The following is an 18,868-nucleotide window of genomic DNA, read 5'->3' on the forward strand; positions in this document are numbered from 1 at the left end:
ATTACAAAGAGCTACGGTACGGCAGAATGTTCGAACGAAGCATTTTCTGCGTACCCAGACCGTAATTGGAACTCAAACCGCGTAACTCGAAGTTAAAGCCAATCACGTTATCGTATTCGCTTTGATTGTTTTTAGTATCCCAGCCGTTAAGTTTGCGCTCGTAACCGACGCGCAGCGCGTAACAGCAAGAGTTATATTGCAGACCCACCATCTGGTCAGCTGATTTACTGGTGTTGGTGTCAAAGTAGTAAGCCCCGACGATTGACCAGCGATCGGCGATTGGCCAACTTGCTGCGCCACCCACCTGCGAGATGCCGTCTTTATACTGTGCCCCAGTACCATAGTTTGGCAATGTGGCCTGAATATATTCCGGACTGGCGTAACGATAGGTCAACTGCACCATACGGTCTTCATCACGGCGATATTCAATGGCCGCAGTACTGTTGGCGATATTGTCCAGGCGAGTGTCATATTGCACTCCGCCACGCAGGCCCCAGCGCTCAGTCATACGCCAGTAAGTATCACCAGCCCAAACCAGTGAACCCGTTTTGTTGTCTTTCTCCCAGTTAATGTTGTCATCACCGGTTCGTGACTCGGTGAAATAGTAGATTTGACCAACAGAAACGTTAAAACGTTCAACGGCAGCATCATCATAAACACGCGATGTGACGCCGGTCGTTAACTGGTTCGCAGATGCAATGCGGTCAAGGCCACCGTAGGTACGGTCGCGGAACAGGCCGCTATAGTCAGATTGCAGTAAAGAGGAGTCGTAGTTATTGATGTTGCTCTGGTCGCGATAAGGCACGTACAGGTACTGCATACGTGGCTCAAGCGTCTGGGTATAGCCATCCGCCAGCAGGCCCATATTGCGTTCGAAGATTAGCTTACCGTCCATTTTGAACTGAGGAAGCGTACGGTTTACGGATTCCTCAAGATGGGCATTGTTGGTGGTATTGTAATCATCAATATTTTTCTGCTGATAGTGGGTCGCCATCAGCTTGGCTTCTGTGTTCAGACTTGCCCAGTCGTTCGACCATGGCAGGTTGATGGTCGGCTCCAGGTGAACACGCGTGGCTTCCGGCATATTGGCGTTTGTGTTTACAAAATGCACCGCCTGACCATAAATACGGGTATCGAATGGACCTACGTCATTCTGGTACCAGTTGACGTCCAGCTGTGGCTCAGCACCATAGGTACTTGCCGTTTGGCTGGAGAAGACCTGGAACTGCTTGCTTGTGACCGTTGCATCAAAGTTCTGCACCGCATAGCCAACGCTAAAGATCTGTGTGGCATAGCCATCGGTACTTGAACCGTATTTTGACGAGAAATCGTTGAAGTAGTTCGGGTCACTGACCTTGGTGTAGTTGACGTTGAAACGCCAGACCTGATCCATCACCCCGGAATGCTGCCAGAAATACATCCAGCGGTGCTTGTTACCTTCCGTTGGATGCTCGTCCTGGAAGACTTTATCCGACGGCAGATAATCCAGCTCCATCAGACCCGCACCGGCGTGAGTCAGATAACGGAACTCGTTTTCCCACATGATGTTGCCGCGCTTATGGATATAGTGCGGCGTGATCGTGGCGTCCATGTTGGGCGCAATGTTCCAGTAATACGGCAGGTAGAACTCAAAGTAGTTCGTGGTGCTGTATTTGGCATTAGGGATCAAGAAGCCGGAGCGACGTTTGTCACCCACGGGAAGTTGCAGGTAAGGGCTGTAGAACACTGGAACCGGACCCAGCTTGAAGCGCGCGTTCCAGATCTCGGCAACCTGTTCTTCACGGTCATGGATGACTTCGCTCCCGACCACGCTCCAGGTATTCGAACCTGGCAGACAGGAGGTAAAGGTACCATTTTCCAGAATGGTATAGCGGTTTTCACCGCGCTGTTTCATCAGGTCTGCGTCACCGCGCCCCTGGCGACCCACCATCTGGTAATCACCTTTCCAGACGTTAGTATCTTTAGTATTCAGGTTTGACCAGGCTTTCGGACCTTTCAGGATGACCTGATTGTCGTCATAGTGCACATTACCCAGCGCATCCACCGTTCGTACCGGCTCGGCCGCACCTTCCGGCTGCTTCTGGTGCAACTGCACTTCATCTGCCTGCAGGCGGCTGTTACCCTGGTTAATATCCACATTACCCGTAAACGTGGCATTGTCAGGATAGGTACCTTTGGAACTGTCGGCAGTAATGGTTACCGGTAAGTTATTTGTATCGCCACTCACCAGAGGACGATTATAACTTGGGACGCCAAGCATACACTGCGAGGCGAGATCGGCCGCCAGCCCCTGTTGACTGTACAGGGCTGTGCCAATCATTGTGGCCAGGAGGGTGGGGATACGTTTTTTCATACGTTGTATTTTATTGTTCCGTCATCAGTGGCTACGGCTTACAAACGCTCAGAGACTATCTTACTCATCAGCGCAGTACCAGCGTTAATCCTGCCGTTTGCGTGCCAGAGTGTTAGGCTCGCTATCGAATGACGAGTATGATAAAGCAAATTATAGGCGATGTCCTTCAATTGACCGTGGCTTAAACACTGTGATGATGGCGTTGCGTCGTACAGGAATATGACTATCCGGGGAGTATATGCAGTATTGGGGTAAAATAATCGGCGTTGCGTTCGCCATCATCATGGGTGCCGGGTTCTGGGGAATTGTGCTTGGGCTTATTATCGGCCATATGTTTGATAAGGCGCGCAGCCGCAAAATGGCCTGGTTTGCCAACCAGCGCGAGCGCCAGTCCCTCTTTTTCTCAACCACCTTTGAGGTCATGGGGCACTTAACCAAATCCAAAGGACGCGTGACAGAAGCCGATATTCAGATTGCCAGCGTCTTTATGGATCGTATGAATCTGCATGGAGACTCCCGTCTGGAGGCGCAAAATGCGTTCCGCATCGGTAAATCTGATAACTATCCATTGCGCGAAAAAATGCGTCAGTTCCGCAGCATCTGCTTCGGTCGTTTCGATTTAATTCGGATGTTTCTGGAGATTCAAATTCAGGCGGCATTCGCCGACGGCTCGCTTCATCCTAATGAACGTGATGTTTTATACGTCATTGCGGAGGAACTGGGGATTTCCCGTATGCAGTTCGACCAGTTCCTGCGGATGATGCAGGGCGGTGCGCAATTTGGCGGCGGCTATCACCAGCAGTCGTCTGGCGGTGCCTGGCAGCAGGCGCAGCGTGGCCCGACGCTGGAGGACGCCTGCAATGTGCTTGGCGTAAAGCCCTCTGACGATCAGACCACGATTAAACGTGCCTATCGTAAGCTCATGAGCGAGCATCATCCGGACAAACTGGTCGCGAAAGGCCTGCCACCAGAAATGATGGAGATGGCGAAGCAAAAAGCGCAGGAAATCCAGAAGGCGTACGAGCTCATTAAAGAGAAGAAAGGTTTCAAATAAACAAAGCCCGACGGTGTCGGGCTTTTTTTAGAAGTCCACCGGGGCTTTAAACGTCATCGCGTTACCGAAGGCCGGGTGAGTGATGGTGAGCGTCTGCGCGTGCAACTGCAGACGTGGCGCTAAGGCCAGCGCTTCAGGCGGTGCGTAGAAGCGGTCGCCCAGAATCGGATGCCCCATAGCGAGCATATGTACGCGCAGCTGGTGAGAGCGTCCGGTAATTGGCTTTAACAATACGCGCGCGGTGTTATCCGGCGAGTACTCCAGCACTTCATACTCGGTTTGCGCCGCCTTGCCGGTTTCATAACACACTTTCTGCTTTGGCCGGTTCGGCCAGTCGCAAATCAGCGGTAAATCCACCAGCCCTTCCTCCTGCGCCGGGTGACCCCATACGCGCGCCACGTACTGTTTTTTCGGCTCGCGCTCGCGGAACTGGCGTTTAAGCTCCCGCTCCGCCGCTTTATTCAGAGCCACTACAATCACGCCGCTGGTTGCCATGTCCAGACGATGGACGGACTCAGCCTGCGGATAATCACGCTGAATACGCGTCATCACGCTGTCTTTGTGTTCATCCAGACGTCCCGGCACGGACAACAAGCCGCTTGGCTTGTTGACGACCATAATGTGCTCATCCTGATACAGAATGACCAGCCAGGGATCCGTCGGTGGATTGTAGGGCTCCATTACCATTTCGCGCTCCGTTTACTGATGCGTCACAACGATGAGACGCAGGGCATCCAGACGCCAGCTCGCCTGGTCCAGGCTTTCCAGCACCTGCTGGCGGTTGCTTTCAATCGCCGCCAGCTCGTCGTCACGGATGTTCGGGTTCACCGCTTTCAGCGCTTCCAGACGGGAAAGTTCAGCAGATAACTTCTCGTCCGCTTCACTGCGCGCGGCATCAATCAGCGCCCTGGCCGCTTTTTCAACCTGGGTTTCACCCAGTTGCAGAATGGCATGCACGTCCTGCTGAACTGCGTTGACCAGCTTGCTGCCCGTATGACGGTTTACCGCGCTTAGCTGACGGTTGAAGTTCTCGAACTCGACCTGTGCGGCCAGGTTGGTGCCGTTTTTGTCCAGCAGCAGACGCACTGGCGTCGGCGGCAGGAAGCGGGTGAGCTGCAGCTGTTTCGGCGCCTGGGCTTCCACAACGTAGATCAGCTCGACCAACAGGGTACCGACCGGCAGCGCCTTGTTTTTCAACAGGGAGATGGTGCTGCTGCCTGTATCACCAGAGAGGATCAGATCCAGACCGTTGCGGATCAGCGGGTGCTCCCAGGTAATGAACTGGGCATCTTCGCGAGAGAGGGCCAGATCGCGCTCGAAGGTGATGGTGCAGCCATCTTCCGGCAGGCCCGGGAAATCAGGGACCAGCATGTGATCGGACGGGGTCAGAACGATCATATTCTCACCGCGATCGTCCTGGTTGATCCCGACGATGTCGAACAGGTTCATGGAGAAGCTGATCAGGCTGGTGTCGTCATCCTGCTCTTCAATGCTTTCAGCCAGCGCTTGTGCCTTTTCGCCACCGTTGGAGTGGATCTCCAGCAGACGGTCACGTCCCTGCTCCAGCTGAGTTTTCAGCGCGTCGTGCTTCTCGCGGCAAGATTTGATCAGCTCATCAAAACCGTCGGTTGTTTCTGGCGCTGCCAGGTAACCGATCAGGTCGCTATGAACCTGATCGTAAATGGTACGGCCTGTTGGGCAGGTATGCTCGAATGCATCCAGACCTTCATGGAACCAGCGCACCAGAACGGACTGAGCGGTTTTTTCCAGATACGGAACGTGGATCTGAATATCGTGCGCCTGACCGATACGATCCAGACGACCGATACGCTGCTCCAGCAGATCCGGATTAAACGGCAGATCGAACATCACGAGATTGCTGGCGAACTGGAAGTTACGACCTTCAGAGCCGATCTCAGAACACAGCAGAACTTGTGCGCCGCTGTCTTCTTCACCAAACCAGGCTGCCGCACGGTCACGTTCAACAATAGACATGCCTTCGTGGAACACGGCTGCACGAATACCTTCACGCTCACGCAGAACCTGCTCCAGCTGCAGTGCAGTGGCGGCTTTGGCGCAGATCACCAGCACTTTCTGAGAACGGTGTGCGGTCAGGTAGCCCATCAGCCACTCTACGCGTGGGTCAAAGTTCCACCAGGTGCCGGTATCACCTTCGAATTCCTGGTAAATTTGTTCCGGATAGAGCATGTCACGCGCACGTTCTTCGGCGGTTTTACGCGCCCCCATGATGCCGGACACTTTAATCGCCGTCTGGTACTGCGTTGGCAGTGGCAGTTTGATGGTGTGCAGTTCGCGTTTCGGGAAACCTTTCACGCCGTTACGGGTGTTACGGAACAGAACACGGCTGGTGCCGTGGCGGTCCATCAGCATATCGATCAGTTCTTTACGTGCTGATTCCGCGTTGTCACCTTCGCTGTTGGCTGCCTGCAGCAGCGGTTCAATATCCTGCTCGCCAATCAGATCGCTCAGGGTATTGAGTTCGTCATTGGACAGACGCTTGCCCGCCAGTAAAAGGGCGACAGCGTCGGCAACCGGGCGGTAGTTTTTCTGCTCTTCAACAAACTGCTCAAAATCATGAAAACGGTTTGGGTCGAGCAGGCGAAGACGTGCAAAGTGGCTTTGCAGCCCCAGCTGTTCCGGCGTTGCGGTCAGCAGCAGGACGCCAGGTACACGTTCGGCAAGCTGTTCGATCGCCATATATTCGCGGCTCGGCGCATCTTCGCTCCAGACCAGATGATGCGCTTCATCGACGACCATCAGATCCCATTCGGCATCGCACAGGTGTTCAAGACGCTGCTTGCTGCGGCGCACGAAGTCCAGCGAGCAAATTACCAGCTGTTCAGTTTCAAACGGGTTGTCCGCATCGTGCTGGGCTTCTGCGTAGCGTTCGTCGTCAAACAGCGAGAAGCGCAGGTTAAAGCGGCGCAGCATTTCGACCAGCCACTGATGCTGCAGGGTTTCAGGAACCACAATCAGCACGCGCTCGGCTGCGCCAGAAAGCAGCTGTTGATGCAGGATCATACCGGCTTCAATAGTCTTACCCAGACCCACTTCGTCTGCCAGCAGTACGCGAGGTGCATGACGACGGCCGACGTCATGGGCGATATTCAACTGGTGAGGGATCAGGCTGGTGCGTTGACCACGCAGGCCGCTCCACGGCATACGGTACTGTTCACTCTGGAACTTACGGGCGCGATAGCGCAGAGAGAAACGATCCATGCGGTCGATTTGCCCGGCAAACAGGCGGTCCTGCGGCTTACTGAAAACCAGTTTGCTGTCGAGCAGCACTTCACGCAGGATGACATTGGTCTCGTCAGTGTCCAGGCGAGTGCCAATGTAGGCGAGCAGTCCATTCTCTTCTTTTACGTCTTCAACCTTGAGCTGCCAGCCGTCATGGCTGGTCACGGTGTCACCCGGATTAAACATCACGCGGGTCACAGGGGAGTCATTGCGAGCGTACAGGCGGTTTTCACCAGTGGCAGGGAAGAGGAGGGTAACCATGCGCGCATCGACGGCAACGACAGTTCCTAATCCGAGTTCGCTTTCTGTATCGCTGATCCAGCGTTGACCAAGTGTAAAAGGCATAGTTGTTCGGCTCTAATCTTTAATTGCAGGCAATAGTTCGACCCCGTCAAAAAAGACGGTCATCGAAAAATGGGTCCGGGAATGGAAAGGGCGCTATGGTACTGGATGGCAGCCATTTCGTCACGTGTCAAAATAGGCCAAGTTGCCCTGTCACTAGTGTAGCAAAATCATCGTCGATGAAGGGTAAAATTCCCTCTGCAACGGGCTGGAGCTGGCGCGTCAGGTAGTGATCGTAATCGAGTGGCGACTGTTGATAATCAACAGGTTCCGGGCCGCTGGTGGTCCAGACATATTTGATTGTCCCCCGGTTTTGATACTGCGGCGAGCGACCCCGTCGCACATTCTCTTCATCCGCCAGACGGGCGGCGCGCACGTGTGGCGGTACGTTGCGCTGGTATTCAGCCAGCGGGCGGCGCAGGCGTTTGCGATATACCAGTTGATCGTCCAGCTCACCGGCCATCAGGCTGGCAATGGTTTCGCGCACGTAATCCTGATAAGGCTCATTGCGAAAGACTCGCAGATAGAGCGTTTGCTGGAACTGTTGCGCCAGAGGAGTCCAGTCGGTGCGTACCGTCTCCAGCCCTTTAAAGACCATCCTCTGCGCGTCGCCTTCCTGAATCAGCCCGGCGTAGCGCTTCTTGCTACCCTGATCGGTACCGCGAATGGTGGGCATTAAAAAGCGGGCAAAATGGGTTTCATATTCCAGTTCTAACGCGCTGTTTAACCGCTCTTTTTGCAAATGCACCCGCCACCAGTCGTTTACGTAGGCAACCAGTGCTTTGCCGATTTGCGCGGCATCGTCTTCCGAATGTCCACCCTTAAGCCACACAAAGGTGGAGTCCGTGTCGCCGTAGATGACGTCATAGCCCCTGGATTCAATCAGCGCTTTGGTCTGTCGCATGATCTCGTGACCGCGCATGGTGATCGAGGAGGCCAGCCGTGGGTCGAAGAAACGGCAGGCGCTGGTACCCAGCACGCCATAAAAGGCATTCATGATGATTTTTAGCGCCTGCGAGAGCGGCTTATTGCCGTGGCGCTTGGCTTCGTCGCGACCGTGCCAGATGCTTCCGACGATCTCCGGCAGACAGTGTTTTTCGCGTGAGAAGCGAGCCCCGAGAAAGCCTTCGGTGCTGTGCTCATCATCCGGTTGGGCCATGCCCTCAACCAGCCCGACGGGATCGATCAGGAAGGTGCGGATTATCGACGGGTAGAGGCTTTTGTAGTCCAGCACCAGCACGGAGTCATACAACCCTGGCCGGGAATCCATGACATAACCGCCGGGGCTGGCCTGCGGTGGTACCTCTCCGAGATTCGGGGCGACATACCCCGCACGGTGCATACGGGGGAAGTAGAGATGACTAAAGGCCGCCACGGAGCCGCCGTGTCGATCGGCTGCGAGACCGTTTACCGTCGCACGCTCCAGCAGGAACGGCATAATCTCGGTTTTGTGGAAAATCTGCGTGACCAGCTCGCAGTCTTTCAGGTTATAGGTGGCAAGCGCCGGTTTATCTTCGTTAAAGCGGCGGTCTATTTCATCCATTCTGTCCCAGGGGTTGTCGATAGATTTGCCTTCGCCAAGCAGCTCCTGCGCGACGGCTTCCAGAGAGAACGAAGAGAAGTTCCAGAAGGCGGATTTCAGTGCCTCAATGCCGTCGATAATCAGGCGGCCGTTAGCCTGGGCGAAGAATACGCCGTTTTTAAAACCATGTTCGCGCCATTCTATTTCCGTATTGCCACGTCCCAGCATCAGCGGAATTCGGTACCGCTCGGCGTGTTTTTGCAACACCCGCAGGTCAAACTGCACCACGTTCCAGCCAATCAGCACATCGGGGTCGTACTCGGCAAACCACTGATTCAGTTTTTCCAGCAGATGAGGACGGCTGTTGACATACTCCAGCCGGAAATCCAGCGCGGAGGCATCGCCATTCGGCGGTCCGAGCATATAGACAACCCGATCGCCGCAGCCTTCCAGACCAATGCAGTACAGTTCCCCGTGGCGGGTGGTTTCGATATCCAGCGACACCCATTTCAGCGGCGGGCGATAGTGCGGGTTGGGCTTCAGGCGTGCATCGACAATTCGGCCGTTTTGCTCGGTGCCATCGACCCAAACCGGTGCGGTAATAAACCGCTCCATCAGAAAACGCTCCGGTGGACGGATATCCGCTTCATAAAGCGTGACACCCGCTTCACGCAGCAGTTTTTCATAGCGCATTAATTGCCGGTGGGCGCGACAGTAAAGTCCGTAAACCGGCTGACGGTGAAAATCCTTCAGTTCAAGCGGCGTGATGCGCCAGTTATTTTCGCCGCGCAGCAACTGCTTCGCTTTTTCGACGTGTGCCTCAGGAATAAAGGCCACGGATTCCTGTGGCGGCAGCGTAACATTCAGCGGGCCGTTGTCCGTTGCCAGCCAGAATGCAACCTCAGTACCTTGAGGGGTATCCCGCCAGTGTCGGGTCAGTAAAAAGCCTTCTTGCGCCTGCGCCACGCCGTTATCCCATAAAACAAAACCAGGCATGATTATAGCCTGGTTGAATAGTTTATGCTGGGTATATATACAGTTTATTGCCCGTAATAGGCTTTCGCACCGTGCTTGCGCAGATAATGTTTATCCAGCAGGGTTTGCTGCATATCCGGTAGCTGCGGCGCCAGCTGGCGACAGAAGATCCCCATATAGGCAATTTCTTCGAGCACTATCGCGTTATGCACTGCATCTTCCGCGTTTTTCCCCCAGGCAAACGGGCCGTGGGAGTGCACCAGAACCCCCGGCATCTGAGCCGCGTCGATTCCCTGCTTTTCAAAGGTTTCGACAATCACGTTGCCGGTTTCCCACTCATATTCACCGTTGATCTCTGCATCGGTCATTAAACGGGTACAGGGAATGGTGCCGTAAAAGTAGTCCGCGTGCGTGGTGCCAGTGGCCGGGATGGACTGGCCAGCCTGCGCCCAGATGGTCGCATGGCGTGAATGGGTGTGGACAATGCCGCCGACCGTCGGGAATGACTGGTACAGCAGACGGTGAGTTGGCGTATCAGAGGAGGGCTTTTTCGTTCCTTCCACTACTTCGCCCGTGGCGATACTGACCACGACCATATCTTCCGCCGTCATTACGCTGTAATCGACGCCGGAAGGCTTGATCACAAACACGCCTTTTTCCCGATCAACGGCGCTAACGTTACCCCAGGTCAGGGTGACGAGATTGTGTTTCGGCAGCGCCAGGTTGGCTTCGAGTACCTGACGTTTGAGTTCTTCTAGCATGCAATCCTCCAGGAAAAGAGGCCCGCCCTGCGGCAGGCCAAAGATTCCCCTGTTAACGTTTTGAACCGTAATAGACTTCGTTCCAGCGCAGCGCGTCTTTGAAGGCTGGCAGGCGGGTATCGTTATCAATCACGGTCAGCTCGATATCGTGCAGTTCGGCAAACTGACGCATGTCATTGAGATCCAGTGCGTGGCTGAAGACCGTGTGGTGCGCTCCACCGGCCAGGATCCAGGCCTCTGACGCGGTTGGCAGATCAGGCTGTGCTTTCCACAGGGCGTTGGCGACCGGCAGTTTAGGCAGGGAGTGCGGCGTTTCAACCGCGTCGACGCAGTTGACCAGCAGGCGGAAACGATCGCCCAGATCGATCAGGCTGGCGTTGATAGCCGGGCCAGTACGCGTGTTGAAGATCAGACGCGCCGGATCGGCTTTGCCGCCGATACCAAGGTATTGCACGTCGAGGATCGGTTTCTCTTCGACGGCGATAGAAGGGCACACTTCCAGCATGTGAGAGCCGAGCACCAGGTCGTTGCCGTTCTCGAAGTGGTAGGTGTAATCCTCCATAAAGGAGGTGCCGCCCTGCAGACCGGTTGACATCACTTTCATGATGCGAAGCAGAGCGGCAGTTTTCCAGTCGCCTTCGCCCGCAAAGCCGTAGCCCTGCTGCATCAGACGTTGTACTGCCAGGCCTGGCAGTTGTTTCAGACCGTGGAGATCTTCAAACGTGGTGGTGAAAGCGTGGAAGCCGCCCTGTTCCAGGAAACGCTTCATGCCCAGCTCAATGCGCGCCGCGTCCAGCACGTTCTGGCGCTTGTCGCCGTTGATCTGTGCCGCTGGCGTCAGGCGATAGCTGCTTTCGTACTCATCCACCAGCGCGCTCACGTCGCCATCGCTGATTTCATTCACCACCTGAACCAGGTCGCCCACGGCCCAGGTATTCACGGAGAAACCGAACTTGATCTGCGCGGCGACTTTATCGCCGTCGGTGACCGCAACTTCACGCATGTTGTCACCAAAACGCACCACTTTCAGGTGGCGGGTGTCCTGCTTAGAGACCGCCTGACGCATCCAGGAGCCGATACGTTTTTGCGCGTGCTGATCCTGCCAGTGGCCAGTCACGACGGCGTGCTGCTGACGCATACGCGCGCCGATGAAGCCAAACTCACGGCCGCCGTGCGCGGTCTGGTTCAGGTTCATAAAGTCCATGTCGATGCTGTCCCACGGCAGGGAGGCGTTGAACTGGGTATGGAACTGAAGTAAAGGTTTATTGAGGATGGACAGGCCATTGATCCACATTTTGGCGGGCGAGAAGGTATGCAGCCACACCACCATCCCGGCGCATTTATCGTCGTAGTTGGCGTCCCGGCAAATGTGAGTGATTTCGTCCGGCGTGGTGCCCAGCGGTTTCAGCACCAGTTTGCACGGCAGTTTAGCTTCTGCATTCAGCGCGTTAACGACATGCTCCGCGTGTTTCGTCACCTGTTTCAGTGCTTCCGGCCCGTACAGATGCTGGCTGCCAATCACAAACCACACTTCATAATTATTAAAAATGGTCATCGTCGTGTCCTTAATGGGTCAGGGTTGCCGTAGTGTCCGCGGTGCTTTTGGCCGGGGCGGCGACAGGGAGATAGTGGAGTTCGGCGCTTTTTGCCCATTGCTGGTAGCGCTGATAAAGCTGTTCAAAGCGCTGCGCCTGCGAGGCGCGCGGCTGCAGGGTGTTTTCGACGGCGCTCGCCATATGCTGCTGAGCCGTCGGGATATCCGCGTGAACACCTGCGGCGACGGCGGCGAAAATTGCCGCGCCCAGCGCGCAGCACTGATCGGAGGCCACAATCTGCAGCGGACGGTTCAGCACGTCGCAGCAGGCCTGCATGATCACCGGGTTTTTACGGGCGATACCGCCCAGCGCCATCACGTTGTTCACGTCGATGCCCTGTTCGGTGAAGCACTCCATAATGGCGCGTGCGCCAAACGCGGTGGCGGCAATCAAACCGCCAAACAGCGCAGGTGCGTCGGTTGCCAGGTTGAGATCGGTAATCACCCCTTTCAGGCGCTGGTTAGCAAACGGCGTACGGCGGCCGTTGAACCAGTCCAGCACCACCGGGAGATGATCGAGAGACGGATTTTTTGCCCAGGCGTCAGTGAGCTGTGGCAGGAGCTGCTTTTTGCTCTCGGCGATCTGGGTTTTCAGTTCAGGATGCGCCGCCGCCAGCTGGTCCAGCGGCCAGCCGAGCACGCGGCCAAACCAGGCGTAGATATCACCAAACGCAGACTGACCGGCTTCAAGGCCGATAAAGTCCGGCACCACGCTACCGTCAACCTGGCCGCAGATACCTTTTACCGCGCGGTTGCCAACGGTGGATTTATCTGCCGTCAGAATGTCGCAGGTCGAGGTGCCGATCACTTTCACCAGCGTATTGGGTTGTGCACCTGCTCCGACTGCGCCCATATGGCAGTCAAACGCGCCGCCGGAGATGGCCACATTCTGCGGAAGCCCAAGACGCTTCGCCCACTCTTCGCAGAGCGTGCCGGCAGGGATATCAGCGGTGAAGGTGTCGGTAAACAGCGGATATGTCAGGCTCTTGTTGATGATCGGGTCGAGTTCATCGAAGAACGCAGCCGGAGGCAGGCCGCCCCAGCTTTCGTGCCACAGGGATTTATGCCCGGCGCTGCAGCGACCACGACGGATATCCTGCGGGCGGGTGGTGCCGGAGAGCAGAGCGGGAACCCAGTCGCACAGTTCAATCCAGGAGACGGCCGCCTGGGCAACCGATGCGTCTGCACGGGTAACGTGCAGGATCTTGGCCCAGAACCATTCGCTGGAGTAAATGCCGCCGATGTAGCGCGAGTAGTCTGTTTTACCCGTTTGATGGCACAGGCGGGTGATGGCTTCGGCCTCTTCCACGGCGGTATGGTCTTTCCACAGCACGAACATGGCGTTCGGGTTGTCGGCAAACTCAGGGCGCAGCGCCAGCACGCGGCCTTCCGCATCCACAGGGGCTGGTGTAGAACCGGTACTGTCGACGCCAATCCCGACAATCTCTGCCCGCTGAGCGTCAGTCAGTTCAGCGAGAACGGTTTTGATTGCCGCTTCCATTGACTCGATGTAGTCACGCGGGTGGTGACGGAACTGGTTATTTGGCGCATCGCAGTAGCGCCCCTCTTGCCAGCGCGGGTACCACTCAACGCTGGTTGCTATCTCCTGGCCGGACGTACAGTCCACTGCCAGCGCGCGAACCGAGTCGCTGCCAAAATCGAGGCCAATCGCAATTGCCATGGTGTTGCTCCATCAAAAAAACAGGTATGGAAGAACATTAGAGACTGGGGGCGAAAATCGTCAGGCAGGATTCGCTAATCTTATGGACTAAATTGCTGTTGCGATGGAAAGTGTGACGCCGTGCAAATATTCAATGTGGACATTTCTGCCGCACTTATAGACACTTTTGTTACTGCTTATTTGCCTGACCTGGCGGATAAATCAGGGGGAAAGGCTGAAACATGGCGGACGTAAAAGAGGCGTGATGCTTTTTGGATCTTTTCGCGGGCCATTTTTAACCTGCTTTTTACGATATGGACAATTGGTTTCCTTCAGGACCCTTGGGAGAACTGAATCTATGGCCGAAACGCAAAACGATCCTTTGCTGCCGGGATACTCGTTTAACGCGCACCTTGTGGCGGGACTGACCCCTATCGAGGCTGAGGGATACCTCGACTTTTACATTGACCGCCCACTCGGGATGAAAGGGTATATCCTCAACCTGACCGTGCGCGGGGAGGGGATCATCAAGAACGGTGACCAGCAGTTTGTCTGCCGCCCCGGCGATATCCTGTTGTTCCCGCCGGGGGAGATCCACCACTACGGGCGTCACCCGGATGCAAAAGAGTGGTATCACCAGTGGGTCTACTTCCGTCCGCGCGCCTACTGGCAGGAGTGGCTTTCGTGGCCGGCGATTTTTGCGCATACCGGTTTTTATCGACCGGATGATCTCCATCTTGCTCAGTTTCGCGAGCTTTTTGCGCAGATCATTGAGGCGGGGCAGGCGGGAGGACGTTATGCCGAACTGCTGGCGATTAACCTGCTTGAACAACTGCTGCTGCGGCGTATGGAGGCCATTAACGAATCGCTTAATCCTCCACTGGATAACCGCGTGCGCGACGCCTGCCAGTACATCAGTGACCATCTGGCAGATAGTCAGTTTGATATCGCCAGCGTCGCTCAGCACGTCTGTCTGTCTCCGTCGCGGCTGTCGCATCTCTTTCGCCAGCAGCTTGGCGTCAGCGTGCTAAGCTGGCGTGAGGACCAGCGTATCAGTCAGGCGAAGCTGTTACTCAGCACCACCCGGATGCCGATTGCCACCGTGGGGCGTAACGTGGGCTTTGAGGATCAACTTTATTTCTCTCGTGTTTTCAAAAAATGCACGGGTGCCAGCCCCAGTGAATTCCGCGCGGGTTGTGAATAAACGGTAAAAAAAGATAAACAAACAGGTGAACTGTGGAAGCAACCTGTAAACTATTCAGACAATTGATGCCTTGACGCGGTGCGGGGCGCTAAGCAGAATCGCTGATTCGTTTTCTGACCGGAATAGTTATGCAGGCTTTGCTGGAACACTTTATTACCCAGTCCGTTATGTACTCGCTCATCGCCGTTGCGCTGGTGGCGTTTCTGGAATCGCTGGCGCTGGTCGGGTTAATTCTGCCCGGCACCGTGATGATGGCCGGGCTTGGCGCGCTGATTGGCAGCGGCGAGGTCAACTTCTGGCAGGCGTGGCTGGCCGGGATTATCGGCTGCCTGCTGGGCGACTGGATCTCCTTCTGGCTGGGCTGGCGCTTTAAGAAGCCGCTGCACCGCTGGTCGTTCATGAAAAAGAACAAAGCCCTGCTGGATAAAACCGAACATGCGCTGCACCAGCACAGCATGTTCACCATCCTGGTCGGCCGCTTTGTCGGGCCGACGCGTCCGCTGGTGCCCATGGTCGCCGGGATGCTGGATCTGCCAGTCACAAAATTTGTTGTGCCGAATATTATCGGCTGTGTCTTCTGGCCGCCGTTTTACTTCCTGCCGGGGATCCTCGCGGGGGCGGCTATTGATATTCCTGATGGTATGCAAAGCGGTGAGTTTAAGTGGCTATTGCTGGCGACCGCTCTGCTGCTGTGGATCGCCGCATGGCTGTGCTGGCGGCTGTGGCGCAGCGCGAAAGCGAATATTGATCGTCTGACGCGCTACCTGCCTCGCTCGCGCCTTTTGTGGCTTGCGCCGTTGACGCTCGGCATAGCCGTAGTGGCGCTGGTGGCGTTGATCCGCCACCCGCTGATGCCGGTGTATGGCGAGATTTTATTGAAGGTCGTCAGCCGTTAACCAATACCCAGAAGCTGTGATGCGCTCGCTTTCCCACTTACCAGTGCTTCCGTTTCGCCATCCCATAGAATGCGACCCTCCGCGATCACCACCGATCGCGGAGCAATCCTCGCGGCATCCTCAATGCTGTGCGATACCATCAACATGGTGAGCTTCTGACGCTGGCAGACCTCCTGTACCAGAGCCAGCATTTCCTGGCGCAGCGCCGGGTCGAGTGCAGAGAAGGGCTCGTCCAGCAACAGAACAGGCTGCTCGCGTACCAGACAACGCGCCAGCGCGACACGCTGGCGTTGACCGCCGGAAAGCTCCCCTGGCAGACGGTCGATAAACCCGGTGATCCCCATCTGCCCGGCAATAATCTCCAGCTTCTGGCGCTGGGTATCGTTCAGTTTTAACCCCGGATCCATCCCCAGGGCGATGTTCTGCCGTACGGTAAGATGGGTGAAAAGATTATTTTCCTGAAACAGCATCGACACCGGACGCCGGGCGGGTGGCGTGCGGGTATGATCGTGGTTTTCAATCATTATTGACCCGCTTGCCGGTTGCAGAAACCCGGCTATCAGATTGAGCAACGTGCTTTTTCCTGCTCCACTTGGGCCCAGAACCGCAATCATCTCTCCCTGGCGGGCAGAAAGCGTGAAGCGCATTGGCAGGTGCTGGTAGAGCCAGGTTACATCAATCAGTTTTAACATCACGCCCCGGAAGTTTTTCGATAACGGTAAATAAGGCAAAGCAGAGTAACAGCAGCAAGAGTGCCGTGACGGCGCCATCCTGGCTACGGTAAGAGCCGATCTGCTGGTACAGCCAGTATGGCAGCGTGCGGAAATCTTCATTGCCGAAGAGCGCGACCACGCCAAAATCACCGATTGAGAGCACGCAGGCGAAAGCCAGCGCCTGTGCCAGAGGGCGTTTTAGTGCCCGCAGTTCGACGACTCTCAGCCGTTGCCAGCCCTGAATGCCAAGTGACTGACACAGCAGTGCGTAGCGGCTATTAACGTCGCGCATCGGGTTTTCCAGTACCTTCAGAGCATAAGGGATCGCCATCAGGGCATTGGTAAATATCACAATGCCGTCGGCACTTTCCGGCAGACCCACGGTACTGTTGAAAAGTAAAAAGAATCCCGTCGCCAGTACAATGCCTGGCATGGCCAGGATCAGCATACCCGTTAGCTCCAGCGCCTGTCCGGCTTTACGGGCATGGCAGGCATAAAGCTCGCGACTGCTCCACAGCAGCATCATGGTCAGTATGACGCACAGCAACCCGGCGGCCAGCGCAATGCGCAGTGAAGTCCAGGTCGTTTGCCAGAGCACAGACTGCTGCAACACGGACAGGAGATTGAGGTTCAGGCCATCGATGATAACGGCCATCAGCGGCGGCAGCATCAGCAGCAGCGCCAGCGTAATAAGCGAAATATCGGTGATACGGCTACGCAGGCTATCCTGGGGATCGCGCCAGCCTGTTATCTGGTTACTGCCCGGCGAAATGGCTTTACTCAGACGCTGGCTCAGCAGCACCAGTACAAGACAGCACACCATCTGAACTATCGCCAGCAGCGCAGCCCGACCAGGATCGTAGTCGTAACTCAGCGCCTGATAGATTGCCAGCTCAATGGTTGTTGCCTGCGGTCCACCACCCAGTGAAAGCACGGTAGCAAAGCTGGCAAAGCAGAGCATGAAGATCAGCGCGGCAACTGGCGGGATTTGGCGGCACAGCCACGGCCATTCAACAAAGCGGAAGAAAGACCAGCCGCGCATGCCCAGCTGTGCCGCAAGCTGGCGCTGCTCGCCGGGGATATTTTCCAGCGCCTGTAAAAAGAGCCGTGTCGCCATCGGCATATTGAAAAAGACGTGCGCCAGCAGGATGCCCTGAAGCCCGTATGGCGAGAAATGCCACTCCAGACCGAGCAGGCCGAACAGTGAAGACAGCCAGCCCTGACGACCATAAACGCTCAGGATGCCAAACACGGCTACCAGCACGGGCAGGATCAGCGTCATGGCGCACAGGCGCAGCAGCGCCTGCCTGCCGGGGAAACGCCTGCGATAAAGCGCACGAGCAAGGAAAATGGCGGGGGTCACCGACAGCAGGGCAGAGAGAAACGCCTGCCAGAAAGAAAAGCGGATAACGTGCCAGAGATAGCTGTCGTGCCAGAGGGAGAGCAGGTCACTCTCTGGCGCGTTCAACCACAATGCAAGAAAAGCGCCCAGGCTGACCGCCACCATCAGCATGGCGGCGAGCAGCCCAGGAATTAACCAGCCGGGAATTAGCGGCTGACGGCGCGTTGCCATTCACTTACCCATGCTGCACGCTGTGAAGCGACCTGTTGCGGCGTAAACTCCAGAGACGTTTGCGGTTTGGTCAGCTGCTCGAAACCTGCTGGCAATGCTACGTTGGTCACAGGATACATCCAGTTACCCGCCGGAATGGCATTCTGGAATGCCGGTGAAACCATAAATTTCAGGAACTTCTCGGCAAGTTCTGGCTGTTTGCTGGCCGCGGTACGCGCAGCCACTTCCACCTGCAGGTAATGACCTTCAGCGAAATTGGCCGCGGCATAGTTGTCTTTTTTCTCAGCGATGATGTGGTAGGCCGGGGAGGTGGTATAACTCAGTACCAGGTCGCTTTCCCCTTTCAGGAACAGACCGTAGGCTTCACTCCAGCCTTTAGTGACAGTGACGGTTTTGGCGGCCAGTTTCTGCCATGCTTCCGGCGCTTTATCCCCATAGACTTTCTGCATCCACAGCAGCAGACCCAGACCCGGAGTGCTGGTGCGAGGGTCTTCATAAATGACGCGCCATTTCTGATCGCCTTCCACCAGCTCTTTCAGGCTTTTCGGCGGGTTTTTCAGCTTGTTTTTGTCGTAAACAAAGGCAAAGTAGCCGTAGTCGAACGGAACGAAAGTGTCATTTTTCCAGCCGCCCGGAACGTTGACGGCATCTGCAGCTACGCCACTTTTGGCAAACAGTTTGGTCTGCGAGGCGGCCTCCAGCAGGTTGTTATCCAGCCCGAGCACCACATCGGCTTTACTGTTTTTCCCTTCCATACGCAGGCGGTTGAGCAGTGAGACGCCATCTTCCAGCGCCACGAATTTCAATTCACAGTTACAGTCCGCTTCAAAGGCTTTTTTCACCACCGGGCCTGGGCCCCAGTCAGCAGAGAAGGAGTCGTAGGTGTAGACCGTCAGAACGGGCTTCGCAATAGCAGGCAGCGCGAACAGCGCCAGCAGGGGGAGAACTTTTTTTAACACT

At 55.9% G+C, this 18,868-nt stretch carries 13 protein-coding genes; 3 read left to right on the forward strand and 10 right to left on the reverse strand.

Annotation, left to right across the window (positions count from 1 at the left end; all coding sequences use genetic code 11):
- Position 1 precedes the first annotated feature (1 nt).
- The gene (lptD, locus tag LCD46_03500) at positions 2–2,353 is read right to left on the reverse strand and encodes an LPS assembly protein LptD (protein UOY71413.1); all 2,352 of its coding nucleotides are present in this window, start codon (positions 2,351–2,353) and stop codon (positions 2–4) included.
- 238 nt (positions 2,354–2,591) lie between these two features.
- Here lptD and djlA point away from each other — a divergent pair, with 238 nt between their 5' ends.
- On the forward strand, positions 2,592–3,407 hold the full coding sequence (gene djlA, locus LCD46_03505) for a co-chaperone DjlA (GenBank protein ID UOY71414.1): 816 nt from the start codon (positions 2,592–2,594) through the stop codon (positions 3,405–3,407).
- A 27-nt stretch (positions 3,408–3,434) separates the two neighbouring features.
- On the opposite strand, the gene rluA is transcribed toward djlA, so the two are convergent.
- The 6 genes from rluA to araB form a co-directional block, all read right to left on the reverse strand.
- On the reverse strand, positions 3,435–4,094 hold the full coding sequence (gene rluA, locus LCD46_03510) for a bifunctional tRNA pseudouridine(32) synthase/23S rRNA pseudouridine(746) synthase RluA (GenBank protein ID UOY71415.1): 660 nt from the start codon (positions 4,092–4,094) through the stop codon (positions 3,435–3,437).
- A 12-nt stretch (positions 4,095–4,106) separates the two neighbouring features.
- Positions 4,107–7,013, reverse strand: a complete 2,907-nt coding sequence (gene rapA / locus LCD46_03515) for an RNA polymerase-associated protein RapA (protein ID UOY71416.1) — start codon at positions 7,011–7,013, stop codon at positions 4,107–4,109.
- A gap of 127 nt (positions 7,014–7,140) precedes the next feature.
- A complete protein-coding gene (gene polB, locus LCD46_03520) occupies positions 7,141–9,528 on the reverse strand; it encodes a DNA polymerase II (GenBank protein ID UOY71417.1) in 2,388 nt (795 codons plus the stop codon).
- Positions 9,529–9,572: 44 nt separating this feature from the next.
- Entirely contained in the window at positions 9,573–10,268 is a 696-nt protein-coding gene (gene araD, locus LCD46_03525; GenBank protein ID UOY71418.1) for an L-ribulose-5-phosphate 4-epimerase, read from the reverse strand.
- Positions 10,269–10,320: 52 nt separating this feature from the next.
- Positions 10,321–11,823 (reverse strand): L-arabinose isomerase, encoded by a 1,503-nt coding sequence (gene araA / locus LCD46_03530; GenBank protein UOY71419.1) that lies wholly within the window; start codon positions 11,821–11,823, stop codon positions 10,321–10,323.
- A 10-nt stretch (positions 11,824–11,833) separates the two neighbouring features.
- Positions 11,834–13,543, reverse strand: coding sequence for a ribulokinase (gene araB / locus LCD46_03535; protein UOY71420.1), 1,710 nt, complete (start codon positions 13,541–13,543; stop codon positions 11,834–11,836).
- Positions 13,544–13,880: 337 nt separating this feature from the next.
- Between araB and araC the strand changes: the two genes are divergently transcribed.
- Together araC and LCD46_03545 are read left to right on the forward strand one after the other, a co-directional pair.
- A complete protein-coding gene (araC, locus tag LCD46_03540) occupies positions 13,881–14,726 on the forward strand; it encodes an arabinose operon transcriptional regulator AraC (GenBank protein UOY71421.1) in 846 nt (281 codons plus the stop codon).
- Between the two features lie 128 nt (positions 14,727–14,854).
- Positions 14,855–15,622, forward strand: coding sequence for a DedA family protein (locus LCD46_03545; protein UOY71422.1), 768 nt, complete (start codon positions 14,855–14,857; stop codon positions 15,620–15,622).
- On the opposite strand, the gene thiQ is transcribed toward LCD46_03545, so the two are convergent.
- Genes thiQ through thiB form a run of 3 tightly spaced genes read right to left on the reverse strand, consistent with a single transcriptional unit; the run spans position 15,619 to position 18,867 of the window.
- Positions 15,619–16,314 carry a thiamine ABC transporter ATP-binding protein ThiQ gene (thiQ, locus tag LCD46_03550; protein ID UOY71423.1) on the reverse strand — a complete coding sequence of 232 codons (696 nt, stop codon included), beginning with the start codon at positions 16,312–16,314 and terminating at the stop codon, positions 15,619–15,621. The two genes, LCD46_03545 and thiQ, sit on opposite strands and share 4 nt — an antisense overlap.
- Complete coding sequence (thiP, locus tag LCD46_03555; GenBank protein ID UOY71424.1) at positions 16,298–17,908, reverse strand: thiamine/thiamine pyrophosphate ABC transporter permease ThiP; 1,611 nt, start codon at positions 17,906–17,908, stop codon at positions 16,298–16,300. Before thiP ends, thiQ begins: the two co-directional genes overlap by 17 nt.
- Positions 17,884–18,867 (reverse strand): thiamine ABC transporter substrate binding subunit, encoded by a 984-nt coding sequence (gene thiB, locus LCD46_03560; GenBank protein ID UOY71425.1) that lies wholly within the window; start codon positions 18,865–18,867, stop codon positions 17,884–17,886. The genes thiP and thiB overlap by 25 nt, the downstream gene beginning before the upstream one ends.
- Between the last annotated feature and the right edge of the window lies 1 nt (position 18,868).

This window comes from Enterobacter ludwigii (assembly GCA_023023105.1).
GTDB classification, from domain to species: domain Bacteria; phylum Pseudomonadota; class Gammaproteobacteria; order Enterobacterales; family Enterobacteriaceae; genus Enterobacter; species Enterobacter adelaidei.

Excerpts from the sequence above, each read along its gene's own strand:
- lptD (UOY71413.1), bottom strand. The coding sequence starts at position 2,353 with ATGAAAAAACGTATCCCCACCCTCCTGGCCACAATGATTGGCACAGCC.
- djlA (UOY71414.1), top strand. The coding sequence starts at position 2,592 with ATGCAGTATTGGGGTAAAATAATCGGCGTTGCGTTCGCCATCATCATG.
- rluA (UOY71415.1), bottom strand. The coding sequence starts at position 4,094 with ATGGTAATGGAGCCCTACAATCCACCGACGGATCCCTGGCTGGTCATT.
- rapA (UOY71416.1), bottom strand. The coding sequence starts at position 7,013 with ATGCCTTTTACACTTGGTCAACGCTGGATCAGCGATACAGAAAGCGAA.
- polB (UOY71417.1), bottom strand. The coding sequence starts at position 9,528 with ATGCCTGGTTTTGTTTTATGGGATAACGGCGTGGCGCAGGCGCAAGAA.
- araD (UOY71418.1), bottom strand. The coding sequence starts at position 10,268 with ATGCTAGAAGAACTCAAACGTCAGGTACTCGAAGCCAACCTGGCGCTG.
- araA (UOY71419.1), bottom strand. The coding sequence starts at position 11,823 with ATGACCATTTTTAATAATTATGAAGTGTGGTTTGTGATTGGCAGCCAG.
- araB (UOY71420.1), bottom strand. The coding sequence starts at position 13,543 with ATGGCAATTGCGATTGGCCTCGATTTTGGCAGCGACTCGGTTCGCGCG.
- araC (UOY71421.1), top strand. The coding sequence starts at position 13,881 with ATGGCCGAAACGCAAAACGATCCTTTGCTGCCGGGATACTCGTTTAAC.
- LCD46_03545 (UOY71422.1), top strand. The coding sequence starts at position 14,855 with ATGCAGGCTTTGCTGGAACACTTTATTACCCAGTCCGTTATGTACTCG.
- thiQ (UOY71423.1), bottom strand. The coding sequence starts at position 16,314 with ATGTTAAAACTGATTGATGTAACCTGGCTCTACCAGCACCTGCCAATG.
- thiP (UOY71424.1), bottom strand. The coding sequence starts at position 17,908 with ATGGCAACGCGCCGTCAGCCGCTAATTCCCGGCTGGTTAATTCCTGGG.